The sequence below is a fragment of the Bradyrhizobium cosmicum genome (assembly GCF_032290525.1).
In the GTDB taxonomy this organism is placed as follows: Bacteria; Pseudomonadota; Alphaproteobacteria; order Rhizobiales; family Xanthobacteraceae; genus Bradyrhizobium; species Bradyrhizobium cosmicum_A.
Genome location: NZ_JASXTA010000003.1, coordinates 487,244 through 499,162 on the forward strand (window position 1 = coordinate 487,244; position 11,919 = coordinate 499,162).

14 protein-coding genes are annotated in these 11,919 nt (G+C 65.3%); 7 read left to right on the top strand and 7 right to left on the bottom strand.

Annotated features, from left to right (window positions below; translation table 11 throughout):
* The first annotated feature begins 73 nt into the window (after window positions 1-73).
* The 7 genes from QSV46_RS08455 to QSV46_RS08485 all read left to right on the top strand — a co-directional run bounded on the left by QSV46_RS08455 (window position 74) and on the right by QSV46_RS08485 (window position 5,608).
* Window positions 74-736: an amino acid ABC transporter permease gene (locus tag QSV46_RS08455; protein WP_314949221.1), complete on the top strand. Its 663-nt coding sequence runs from the start codon at window positions 74-76 to the stop codon at window positions 734-736.
* Window positions 733-1,527, top strand: coding sequence for an amino acid ABC transporter ATP-binding protein (locus QSV46_RS08460; RefSeq protein WP_314949222.1), 795 nt, complete (start codon window positions 733-735; stop codon window positions 1,525-1,527). The genes QSV46_RS08455 and QSV46_RS08460 overlap by 4 nt, the downstream gene beginning before the upstream one ends.
* A complete protein-coding gene (locus tag QSV46_RS08465) occupies window positions 1,527-2,282 on the top strand; it encodes an SDR family NAD(P)-dependent oxidoreductase (RefSeq protein ID WP_314949224.1) in 756 nt (251 codons plus the stop codon). Before QSV46_RS08460 ends, QSV46_RS08465 begins: the two co-directional genes overlap by 1 nt.
* Window positions 2,279-3,406, top strand: a complete 1,128-nt coding sequence (locus QSV46_RS08470) for a muconate cycloisomerase family protein (protein ID WP_314949226.1) — start codon at window positions 2,279-2,281, stop codon at window positions 3,404-3,406. Before QSV46_RS08465 ends, QSV46_RS08470 begins: the two co-directional genes overlap by 4 nt.
* 154 nt (window positions 3,407-3,560) lie before the next feature.
* Window positions 3,561-3,980: an HIT family protein gene (locus QSV46_RS08475; RefSeq protein WP_314949228.1), complete on the top strand. Its 420-nt coding sequence runs from the start codon at window positions 3,561-3,563 to the stop codon at window positions 3,978-3,980.
* 10 nt (window positions 3,981-3,990) lie between these two features.
* A complete protein-coding gene (nudC, locus tag QSV46_RS08480; RefSeq protein WP_314949231.1) occupies window positions 3,991-4,935 on the top strand; it encodes an NAD(+) diphosphatase in 945 nt (314 codons plus the stop codon).
* Window positions 4,936-5,098: 163 nt separating this feature from the next.
* Entirely contained in the window at window positions 5,099-5,608 is a 510-nt protein-coding gene (locus QSV46_RS08485) for an Lrp/AsnC family transcriptional regulator (RefSeq protein WP_314949232.1), read from the top strand.
* Between the two features lie 147 nt (window positions 5,609-5,755).
* Here the strand turns inward: QSV46_RS08485 and QSV46_RS08490 are convergent, their stop codons facing one another.
* The 7 genes from QSV46_RS08490 to QSV46_RS08520 form a co-directional block, all read right to left on the bottom strand.
* Window positions 5,756-7,255, bottom strand: coding sequence for a phosphomannomutase/phosphoglucomutase (locus QSV46_RS08490; protein WP_314949233.1), 1,500 nt, complete (start codon window positions 7,253-7,255; stop codon window positions 5,756-5,758).
* Window positions 7,256-7,411: 156 nt separating this feature from the next.
* Window positions 7,412-7,618, bottom strand: a complete 207-nt coding sequence (locus QSV46_RS08495) for a DUF86 domain-containing protein (protein ID WP_314949270.1) — start codon at window positions 7,616-7,618, stop codon at window positions 7,412-7,414.
* Window positions 7,573-7,719, bottom strand: a complete 147-nt coding sequence (locus QSV46_RS08500; RefSeq protein ID WP_314949234.1) for a hypothetical protein — start codon at window positions 7,717-7,719, stop codon at window positions 7,573-7,575. The genes QSV46_RS08495 and QSV46_RS08500 overlap by 46 nt, the downstream gene beginning before the upstream one ends.
* A gap of 16 nt (window positions 7,720-7,735) precedes the next feature.
* Window positions 7,736-8,032 (bottom strand): nucleotidyltransferase family protein, encoded by a 297-nt coding sequence (locus QSV46_RS08505; RefSeq protein WP_314949235.1) that lies wholly within the window; start codon window positions 8,030-8,032, stop codon window positions 7,736-7,738.
* Window positions 8,033-8,094: 62 nt separating this feature from the next.
* Window positions 8,095-8,607, bottom strand: a complete 513-nt coding sequence (locus QSV46_RS08510; RefSeq protein WP_314949236.1) for a TIGR02281 family clan AA aspartic protease — start codon at window positions 8,605-8,607, stop codon at window positions 8,095-8,097.
* 118 nt (window positions 8,608-8,725) lie between these two features.
* Entirely contained in the window at window positions 8,726-11,200 is a 2,475-nt protein-coding gene (gene hrpB / locus QSV46_RS08515) for an ATP-dependent helicase HrpB (RefSeq protein WP_314949237.1), read from the bottom strand.
* A gap of 116 nt (window positions 11,201-11,316) precedes the next feature.
* The coding region (locus QSV46_RS08520) for a UDP binding domain-containing protein (protein ID WP_314949238.1) at window positions 11,317-11,919 on the bottom strand (603 nt) is incomplete at its 5' end.

An 11,919-nucleotide genomic window follows, 5' to 3' on the forward strand; every position in this document is an offset into this window, starting at 1 on the left:
TCCGGGTTCGATGCTTCGCATCGCCCCGGAACGACAATGCCAGCGGTCAAGGCGTACGACGAGTTAAGCACGCATGTATCAGTGGGACTTCGGCATCCTCTGGAGCTATCGCTGGCTCTTTCTCAACGGGCTCGGCGTCACCGTCGGCTTCACCGTGGTCATCGTGGTGCTCGGCCTCGTGTTCGGCCTGTTCGGGGCGTTCGGCAGCCTGTCGCGTTTCAAGGTGGTGCGGCTCATCGCCCTCACCTTCATCGAGGCGTTCCGCTGCACGCCGATCCTGGTGCAGCTGATCTGGTTCTATTACGCGCTGCCGATCCTCGCCGGCGTCGAGATGACGCCGATCACGGCCTCGGCGCTGGCGCTCTCGCTCTATGGCGGCTCGTTCTATTCGGAGATCATCCGCGGCGGCATCATCTCGATCGACCGTGGTCAGTCGGAAGCCGGCGCCGCGCTCGGCATGACTCCTAGCCAGTCGATGCGGCGAATCGTGCTGCCGCAGGCGATCACGCGCATGATCCCGGCGCTGATGAACCAGTCGATCATCCAGTTCAAGAACACCTCGCTGGTCTCGGTGCTGGCGGTGCCTGACCTCGTCTATCAAAGCCAGGTCGCCGCCCATGACAGCTACCGGCCGCTGGAAACCTACACCGCGGTCGCAGTCGCCTATGCGGCGATCCTGATTCCGCTCACCATTATCGTCCGCCGCGGTGAAAAGCGACTGGCGGTCAGCGAATGAACGACACGTCAAAAATCGAGATTCGCAGCCTTCGCAAGAGCTTTGGCAGCAACGAGGTCCTGAAGAACATCAGCCTCGACGTCGCCAAGGGCGGCGTCGTGGCGCTGATCGGGCCGTCCGGCTCGGGCAAATCGACGCTGCTCCGCTGCATCAACCTGCTGGTGACGCCTGATGGCGGTAGCGTTAGGGTCGGCGATATAAGCTTCCAGTTCGGCGAAGGCGCGAATCTGCCCGACGTCAAGACTCTCGCAAGATTCCGCGCCACCACCGGCATGGTGTTTCAGCATTTCAATCTGTTCCCGCACATGACGACGCTCCAGAACGTGATGGAGGGGCCGGTCACGGTGCGGCGCATGGCCAGGGCCGACGCCGAGACGCTCGCGCGCGCGCAACTTGCGAAGGTGGGCCTCGCCGAGAAGGCCGACCAGTATCCCGCGACGCTCTCCGGCGGGCAGAAGCAGCGCGTCGCGATCGCACGCGCGCTCGCGATGGAGCCTGATGTCATGCTGTTCGACGAGGCCACGTCCGCGCTCGATCCCGAGCTCGTCGGCGAAGTCCTCGCCGTGATCCAGCAGCTGGCCGCCGAAGGCATGACCATGGTGATCGTGACCCACGAGATCGCCTTCGCCCGCGAGGTCGCCGATCGCCTCATCTTCATGCGCGACGGAATCGTCGTCGAGGAAGGCCCGGCGCGGCAGGTGATCGACCATCCGAGGGAAGCCGCCACACGCGCCTTCCTCAGCCATTTCCACCGCACCGGCGCATTGCCGCCGGCCACAACGGCTTCATAATGTCCGATATCGATCGCGTTTATCTCGTCACCGGTGCCGCCAGCGGCATCGGCCGCGCCACCGCAAAACTGCTCGCAGCCCCCGGCGTCGGGCTCGTGCTGCATACCCGATCGAACGAAGACGGACTCAAGGCGACCGCGACGGAAGCCAAAGCAAGCGGTGCTGCTGTTGCAACATGCCTCGGCGATCTCGCTAATGAAGTGGCCCTGACGCTTGCTTGCGCGACCGCCCATCTCGATTTTGGCCGGCTTGACGGATTGATCCTGATCGGAGGTCACGCCCGGCGCGGCAGTGCGATCGGCACGCCCGCGGATCAATTCCTGCAGGCGATGGACGAATCGGCCCTCGCCTTCACACGTTTCGTCAAGCTTGCTCTTCCGCAGCTGCGTGCGGGACGAGATGCGCGGATCGTGGCGGTGTCGTCGTTCGTGGCGCATGCGATCCGTCCCGAATTCGCGCCCTTCGCCGCGACGGCTGCGAGCCGTTCCGCGCTCGAAGCGCTGGTACGGCTCACCGCCATCGAGCTCGCCAGGGAGGGCATCACCGTCAACGCAGTTGCGCCGGGCCTCATCGTCAAGGACAAGCCCAGCGAAAGCCGGCTGTCGCCCGAGCAGATCGCCGCGACCGAGGCGCTGATCCCGATGAACCGGCGCGGGCGCCCGGAGGAAGTCGCCGAGATCATCGCCTTCCTGGCATCACCAAAAGCGTCCTACGTCACCGGCCAGGTCTGGCACGTCAATGGAGGCCTAACATGACCGAAGCGACCGTCGAACGTCTCAGGCTGTTCTTGATCGAGAGCCCGATCAAGATGGCGCGCCTGCAGGGCGTCGGCAACGTCAAGGGCACGGTGAAGCGCGTGCTGCTCGAGCTCACCGCAAGCGACGGCGTCGTCGGCTGGGGCGAAGCCGCACCCTGGGAAGTGTTCACGGGAACGCCGGAGGCCGCGTTCTCCGCGCTCGATATCTATCTGCGCCCCATCGTGCTCGCCAAGCCGGTCCGCCGCATTCGCGCGCTGATGGCGGAGCTCGACCGTGCGCTGGTCGGCCATGCCGAGGCCAAGGTCGCGATCGAGATGGCGCTGCTCGACATCGTCGGCAAGTCGTCGGGACTTTCGGTTGCTGACCTGCTCGGCGGCCGCGTGCGCGATACCATCCCGCTGTCGTTCTCGATTGCCGATCCCGATTTCGCCGCCGATCTGGAGCGCATGCGGAAAATGGTTCCGGACGGCAACGTCATCTACAAGATCAAGACCGGCGTAAAATCGCATCGCGAGGACCTCGATCATCTCGAAGTGATCCGCAAAGAATTCGGCGACACGGTCGATCTGCGCGTCGACTACAACCAGGCGCTGGCGCCGTTCGGCGCGATCAAGATCTTGCGCGATGTCGAAGAATTCGCGCCGACCTTCATCGAGCAGCCGGTGCCGCGCAAATTTCTCGACGTAATGGCGCAGCTCACCGCGGCGCTGGAAACGCCCGTGCTCGCCGACGAAAGCTGCTTCGATCGCCGCGACATGATGGAGGTGGTGCGCCGCGAGGCGGCGGATGCCGTCTCGATCAAGCTGATGAAGGCCGGCGGCCTGTTCGAGGCGCAGGCGATCATGGCCATCGCCGACATCGCCGGCCTGCCCGGCTATGGCGGCACGCTGTGGGAGGGCGGCATCGGGCTTGCGGCCGGCACGCAGCTGATCGCGGCGACGCCCGGCATCTCGCTCGGCTGCGAATTCTACATGCCGCATCACGTGCTGACCGAGGACGTACTGGAAGAACGCGTCGCCAACCGCGCGGGTCATGTCGTGGTGCCGGATGGTCCGGGCCTCGGCATCCGCGTCAGCGAAGCCTCGGTCCGCACCAATGCACGCGTGCTGGCGGAGGCGTAATTACGTCATTCCGAGGCGGGCGCCTTGGGCGCGCTTGTCCAGGGCGACGATCGCGTATGCAGCGGCAGGGGAGCGCCATCCTTCCCCTCGCAGACTCCGTATCGTATGGTCCGGCCAAATAGGCCCGAACCCATCGGGCCATCCGGAAACGCAGATGTCTGATCCCGCCTGGTTGCTGCACTCCCGCCTGAAAGAGGACACCATCGACATCGGCGATTTGCCGCTGTCGAAGGTGCTGGTCATCAAGGACGCGCATTATCCCTGGCTGCTGCTGGTGCCGCGGCGGCCCGACGCGGTCGAGATCATCGATCTCGACGAGGTCCAGCAGGCGCAGCTGATGACCGAGATCTCCCGCGTCTCGCGCGCGCTGAAGGAGATCACCAGTTGCGACAAGCTCAACGTTGCCGCGCTCGGGAACCTGGTGCCGCAGCTTCACGTCCACATCATCGCGCGCCGCACCAGTGACGCCGCATGGCCGCGCCCGGTCTGGGGCGTGATGCAACCCTTGGCGCACGACGCCACCGAGGTGCAGAATTTCATCAGCGCGCTTCGCCGCAAGATCTGGTTGGGTTGAAGGAACAAGAATGTCAGCATTCGACTCGTTTCCGCTGGGACAGCCGGCCTTCGTCACCAACATCCTCGATCGCGCCGCGCATCTGCGCCGCGATGACCAAAAGCTGTTCGCGATGGAGCAGAAGCCGTCCTCGCGCGCCTATGTCGTCCACCGCGACTCGCTGCTGGTGAAGCACGAGGGCGAGAAAATCCGCGCGCTGCTGGGAATCGACGAGGCGCTGAAATGCGGCGCCAATCCCGGCACGATCTTCCTGGGCTTGCGGGATGGTGCGGCAATGTTCGGCATGGGCCTGTCGCAGGCCGCCGCCGAGAAGCTGGTCGGCCGCGAGGACTACAGCCTCACCGAGCTGCGCGGCATGGCGATGCAGGGCGCGATTCCGCCGCAAGAGCTGTCGGCGATCGCGATGGCGAAGTCGATGGTGAGCTGGCATCAGCGCCACGGCTATTGCGCCAATTGCGGCACGCGCAGCGCGATGAAGGAAGGCGGCTGGAAGCGCGAGTGCCCGAGTTGCAAGGCCGAGCACTTTCCTCGCACCGATCCCGTCGTGATCATGCACGTCGCCTCCGGCGAAAAGTGCCTGCTCGGCCGCCAGAAGCAGTTTCCGCCGGGGATGTATTCATGCCTCGCCGGCTTCGTCGAGGCCGCCGAGACCATCGAGGACGCGGTGCGCCGCGAAATACTGGAGGAGTCCGGGATCCGCTGCACCGACGTGCAGTATTACATGACCCAGCCCTGGCCCTATCCGTCATCGCTGATGATCGGTTGCAGCGCGCGGGCCGTGAGCGAGGACATCGTCGTCGACCATTCCGAGCTCGAGGACGCGCGCTGGTTCACACGCGATGAGGCCGCCCTGATGCTGACGCGGACGCATCCCGACGGGTTCGCCGGCCCCCACCCCTTCGCCATCGCCCATCACCTGCTCGGCCGCTGGGTGCACGACAAGAGTGGCTTGTAGCAGCGACGGCGTCAGGACACCCGCGTAACACATTGAAGTTGAAAGGTTTTGCGCCCGCTCTCCGGGGCGCCTGCCGCCGGGACGCCGCGATAACAGGCTTGTCATAGAATGATTTTCTCTATATGAGGGGAATCGCCCCTTGCAATGGAACAAAGTTCTTCAAATGACCGACCTTGCCGTCCAGATCCCCGAGACCAGCCGCCGCCTCGACGCCATCGACCGCAAGATCCTGATGGTACTGCAGGAAGATGCCTCTTTGTCCGTCGCCGAAATCGGCGACCGGGTCGGGCTGTCCTCGACGCCCTGCTGGAAGCGCATCCAGCGCCTGGAAGCCGACGGCGTCATCATCAAGCGCGTAGCCCTGGTCGACCAGAACAAGATCGGGCTCGGCATCTCCGTGTTTGTCTCGGTCGAGAGCGCCGACCATTCCGACGCCTGGCTGAAGAGGTTCGCCGAAGCCGTCAGCGCCATGCCCGAGGTGATGGAATTTTATCGCATGGCCGGCGACGTCGACTACATGCTGCGCGTCGTGGTCGCGGACATGCAGGCCTATGACATCTTCTACAAGAAGCTGATCAGCGCCGTGCCGCTGAAGAACGTCACCTCGCGCTTCGCGATGGAGAAGATCAAATCGGTGACCACGCTGCCGATTCCGGCGGTGGCGGCGGCTTAGGTCTCACCACACGCAGACTGTCATCGCCCGGCTTGACCGGGCGATCCAGCACGCCGTGACGCCTGAAATCGATCGAGAAGCCGCGGCGTACTGGATGCCCCGCCTGCGCGGGGCATGACACGGCGCGTGTGGCACGCGTTTGCCGCCTCAGATCTTCTGATTGTACTCGCCGACTTCGGGATGCGTGCGCAGCACGCTGTTCACCATCTCGAACATGTCGTGCATGCGCTGCTCGGAGACCGGGCTCTCGACCACGACCACGAGCTCGGGCTTGTTGGAGGAGGCGCGCACCAGGCCCCAGCTGCCGTCCTCGACCGTGACGCGCACGCCGTTGACGGTGACGAGATCGCGGATCGCCTGGCCGCCGATGCTGGCGCCCTTGGCCTGCAATCCTTCGAAATGCTTCACCACCTGGTCGATGACGCCGTATTTGACCTCGTCGACGCAATGCGGCGACATGGTCGGCGACGACCAGGTCTTCGGCAGCGCGTTCTTCAGATCGGCCATCGATTTGCCGGGCGCGCGGTCGAGCATGTCGCAGATCGCGAGTGCCGACACCAGGCCGTCGTCATAGCCGCGTCCATACGGCTTGTTGAAGAAGAAATGGCCGGACTTCTCGAAGCCCGCGAGCGCGCCCGTCTCGTTGGTGCGACGCTTCATGTAGGAATGGCCGGTCTTCCAATAGGTGGTCCTGGCGCCCTGCTTCTGCAGCACCGGATCGGTGACGAAGAGGCCGGTCGACTTCACGTCGACGATGAACTGCGCGTCCTTGTGGATCGCCGACATGTCGCGCGCCAGCATCACGCCGACCTTGTCGGCGAAGATCTCCTCGCCGGTGTTGTCGACGACGCCGCAACGGTCGCCGTCGCCGTCGAAGCCGAGGCCGACATCGGCCTTGTGCTGCAGCACCGCGTCGCGGATCGCGTGCAGCATTTCCATGTCTTCCGGATTCGGATTGTATTTCGGGAAGGTGTGATCGAGCTCGGTGTCGAGCGGAATCACCTCGCAGCCGATCGCTTCCAGCACCTGCGGCGCGAACGCGCCGGCGGTGCCGTTGCCGCAGGCGGCGACGACCTTGAGCTTGCGCTTCAGCTTCGGACGGCTGGTGAGATCGGCGATGTAGCGCGACGGATAATTCTCGTGGAATTGATAGGAGCCGCCGGCCTTGTTCTTGAAATCGGCATTGAGCACGATCTCCTTCAGCCGCGTCATCTCGTCGGGACCGAAGGTCAGCGGGCGATTGGCGCCCATCTTGACGCCGGTCCAGCCATTGTCGTTGTGCGAGGCCGTGACCATCGCGCAGCAGGGCACGTCGAGATCGAACTGCGCGAAATAGGCCATCGGCGTCACCGCAAGCCCGATGTCGTGCACCTTGCAGCCCGCCGCCATCAGGCCGGAGATCAGCGCATATTTGATCGAGGCCGAATAGCCGCGGAAATCATGGCCGGTGACGATCTCCTGGCTGACGCCAAGTTCCGCGATCAGCGCGCCCAGGCCCATGCCGAGCGCCTGCACACCCATCAGGTTGATTTCCTTCTGGAACAGCCAGCGCGCGTCGTATTCGCGAAACCCCGTGGCCTTCACCATCGGCTCGGATTCGAAGGCGTAGGTATTGGGCAGCAAGACGGATTTCGGCTTGGGAAACATTGAGGCGGTCTCGTGAAAATGGCGGGAATTGATGCAGCCTTAGCGAATGCCGGGCCGCAGCGGAAGGCGGGAATGGCAGCTTATGGCTGATAATTGCGGCAGTTTGGTAACGGGGAATGGTGTGCTGGGAGAGACCTGCATTTTTGGCCAGATCAGCTATGGACGTGCCATCTCATCTTCAATGACTGCCCTGAGAGCTGGGAGGGCCTGTTGAACGGTCTCCCACACAATATGGGCTGCAACGTCCTCATAGTTGTGGCGATAGACATTGCCCGCCGCCGCCATCTGTCTCCATGCGATCGCTGGGTGCCTCGCCTTCAGTTCTTCTGGCAGGCGGCGAGACGCCTCTGAAATGATTTCCAGACACCAGCATAGACGGCCCGCAGGTCCGCCGCGAATGTATTGCGATCGAGACCTCCGGCGAACGCCGTCGCCAGATCGATGTGATGCAGGACGTCCTGCAAGGCCCCGTCGATGCGATCAGAAGGCATAGACAGCGTCAGCCGTCGCCGCCGGCGCGACGTATGATTTCAGACCGTCGCGATTGACGACATCAACCGGCCCGTCAAAAAGGTTCGCAATATATTCCTTGAGCTCGACGTAGTCGAAGACAGTGATCCGCGCCTCGGGATCGATCTCGACCATGATATCGACGTCGCTGCCGGCATGATTTTCACTCCTCGCGACCGAACCGAACAACGCGGCATGCAAAACGCCCCGCTCGCGCAGGGCAGGCTCGGACTGTCGCAGGATAGCAATCGCGTCGAGGCTGTTCATGGACGGAATATAGCACCCCGCCCGCCCTTAAGGGAGGCCCCATCAGGCCAATTGAAGCGGACCTACTGCTCCAGCACCATCTGGCCGTTGGCGTACTCAAATCGCTTGAGCCTGGAGAGGAAGGAGAGGCCGAGCAAGTTCTCGGACAGCGCCTCGTCCGGCAGCACCATGGCATCGACGTCGCGCACGACGAGGCCGCCGACCTCGAGCATGGCGATGCGGGTGCGGGCGGCCTTGATGGTGCCGTTGGCGGTGGAAACCGTGGCTTTGTACTCGCCGCGCGAGGGGCGAACGCCAAAGCGGGCGGCCGAGGTCTCGTTCAGCGCCACCACGGAGGCACCCGTGTCGATCATGAAGCCGATGCGCTGGCCGTCGATCCGGCCCTCAGTCTGGAAATGGCCGCGGCCGTCGCGACCGATGCTGAGGCTGCGGCCACCGGCCGGCGCCGTGGACGCGATTGCCACCGTCGTGCGCGGGACGGATGTGGCGGACGCGGAGCTCATCTTGTCCGCCATCTGCGCCATGAAGGTACCGAGACCGATCATGACGGCCGCGATGATCACAATGTTACGCATCACACCACTCGAAGCCGGAAAGCTCGATTTCACCACGCGGCACGCCCGGCCGCGAGCCACGCCGCGGTGAGAGCCGTGCTATTTTGACGAAAAGGATGAGCGGACGGTTAATGCGGCTTCACGTGCCGCGCGGCTTCACCCGCCGGGTCGGCAGCGCATTCGCAGGATCTTCCGGCCAGGGATGGCGCGGATAGCGGCCGCGCAGGTCGGAGCGGACGGCGGCGTAGCTGCCGCGCCAGAAGCCGGGGAGATCGCGCGTCACCTGCACCGGGCGCTGCGCCGGCGACAGCAATTCCAGCACCAGCGGCACCTTGCCGGCGGCAATCGACGGGTGGGTGTTGAGGCCGAACAATTCCTGCAGCCGTACCGCGATGGTCGGCCCCTGCTCGGCCTCGTACTCGATCGCGAGCACGGTCCCCGTCGGCGCCTCGAAATGCGTCGGCGCCTCGCGGTCGAGCCGCGCGCGCATCTCCCACGGCAGCAAAGCCATCAACGCGTCGGAGAGATCGCCGGCGGAGATGTCCTTGAGGGCGATTTTGTCGTAGAGCGCAGGCACCAGCCAATCGTCACGCCGCGCGATCAATCCGTCGTCGGACAGATCCGGCCAGCTGTCGCCTTCGGCCTTGCGCAGGAACATCACGCGGTCACGCCACTGCTTTGCGGCCTTCGACCAGGGCAGCCGGTCGAGGCCTGCTGCGATCAGACCATCGGCGAAGATGCGCGCCGTCGCTTCCGAGGGCGACACGGCAAGCGTCGCCTCGGAGAGCGTGATCGCGTGCAGCGCGCGCTTGCGGCGTGCACGCAGCGCCATCGCGCCGCGGTCGAACGATATCTCGTCGACGCTCTCGATATGCTCGGCGAAATGCCGCTCGATCTCATCCTGCGTGATCTGCGCGGCAAGCAGGATGCGTCCGCTCGCGGCCGTGCCCGTCATCTCGCCGATCGCGATATAGGGCGCGCGGGCGAGCGAGGAGGTCTGCTCCACGGCAGCGCCACGGCCGTTAGCGAGCACGAAGCTGCCATTGCCGCGATTGCGCCCGACGCGATCCGGGAAGGCATAGGCGAGCATCAGGCCGGTGGAGAGTTCGTCCTGCTGCCCGGCCTTCTCGGACGTCGCCACCTGCGAAGCCCAGCGCCGCGCCAGATCGCGCGCGCTCGCAGCACGCGGCGAGCGGTCGCGCCGGAACTGGTCGCGGCGGTGCTCGAGATCGATGCTGTCGCCGCCGAGCCCGCGCTCGGTGATGATGGCCGCGATCTCGGCGGCGGCTTCGCCCGCTCCGGCGCGATGCGAATCCACGATCATACGCGCCAGCCGCGGCGGCAGCGCCAGCGCGCGCAGGCTCTTGCCTTCCGCGCTGATGCGGCCGTCGCCGTCGAGCGCGTTGAGCTCTTCGAGCAGGCTCTTGGCTTCCTTCCACGCCGGCGCGGGCGGCGGGTCGAGGAACGACAGCGCTGCAGGATCAGCGACGCCCCATTGGGCGAGATCGAGCACCAGCGACGACAGGTCGGCGCTGAGGATTTCCGGTTGCGTGTAGGGCGCAAGCGAGGCCGTCTGCGGCTCGTCCCAGAGGCGGTAGCAGACACCGGGCTCGGTACGGCCGGCGCGGCCGCGGCGCTGGTCCACCGCAGCGCGCGAGGCGCGCACGGTCTCGAGCCGCGTCAGCCCGATGTCGGGCTCGTAGCGCGGCACACGGGCAAGCCCGGAATCGACCACGATGCGGACGCCTTCGATAGTGAGCGAGGTTTCCGCGATCGAGGTCGCCAGCACCACCTTGCGCGTGCCCTTCGGTGCCGGCGAGATCGCGCGATCCTGCACGGCGGCATCGAGCGCGCCGAACAGCGGCACGATCTCGATGCTGGCATCCTGCACGCGCTCGCCGAGGAAATTCTGGGTGCGACGGATTTCGGCGGCGCCCGGCAGGAACGCCAGCACCGAGCCGGCGTCGGCGCGCAGCGCGGACGCAATCGCATCCGCCATCTGCCGCTCGATCGGCGCATCCGGCTTGCGGCCGAGATAGCGCGTCTCGACCGGAAAGGCGCGGCCCTCGCTTTTGACGACGGGCGCCTCGCCGAGCAATTTTGCGACGCGGGCGCCGTCGAGGGTGGCCGACATCACGAGGATGCGCAAATCCTCGCGCAGGCCGGTCTGCGCGTCGCGCGCCAGCGCAAGGCCCATGTCCGCATCGAGCGAACGCTCGTGGAATTCGTCGAACAGGACGGCGGCAACGCCGGACAGTTCGGGATCGTCGAGGATCTGGCGCGTAAAAATGCCTTCGGTCACAACCTCGATGCGCGTCGCGCGCGAGATTTTCGAGCCGAAGCGGACGCGATAACCGACGGTCTCGCCGGCGCGCTCGCCCAGTGACTTGGCCATGCGGTCGGCGCTGGCGCGCGCGGCGATCCGGCGCGGCTCCAGCACGATGATCTTCTTGCCCTTGACCCAGGGCGCGTCGAGCAGCGCCAGCGGCACGCGCGTGGTCTTGCCGGCGCCGGGAGGAGCCACCAGAACGGCGGCGTTATGCGCCTCCAGCGTGCGCGAGAGGTCGTCGAGCACGGCATCGATCGGAAGGGGCGTGTCGAAGCTGCGGGGCAAAGTCTATCCATTCGTCATGCCGGCCTTGTGCCGGGCATCCACGTCTTGGACTAGAAACAGACGTGGATGGCCGGGACAAGCCCGGCCATGACGGAATTATGCGCGGCGGTGGATCGTCAGCCCTGCGCCGACGGCCGGCCGACGCTTTCGTAGGTGAAGCCGGCCGCCGCCATCTCCTCGGGCCGGTAGATGTTGCGGAGGTCGACGATGACGGGCTGGGCCATGATCGTCTTCAGCCGGTCGAGATCGAGCGCGCGGAACTGGACCCATTCGGTGACGATGACGATCGCATCGGCGCCTTCCGCGCAGGAATAGGCATCCTCGCAATAAATGATGCTGGGCAATTCGCCCTTGGCCTGCTCCATGCCGACCGGATCGAACGCCTTGACCTTGGCGCCCATGTCGATCAGGCCGGTGACCAGCGGGATCGACGGCGCATCGCGCATGTCGTCGGTGTCGGGCTTGAAGGTGAGGCCGAGCACGGCGACGGTCTTGCCGCGCAGCGAGCCGCCGAGCGCCTGGCTCACCTTGCGCGCCATCGCGCGCTTGCGGTTCTCGTTGACCGCCAGCACGGATTCGACGATGCGCAAGGAGACGTCGTAGTCCTGCGCGATCTTGATCAGCGCCTTGGTGTCCTTGGGAAAGCACGAGCCGCCGAAGCCGGGTCCGGCATGCAGGAACTTGGTGCCGATGCGGTTGTCCAGGCCGATGCCGCGCGC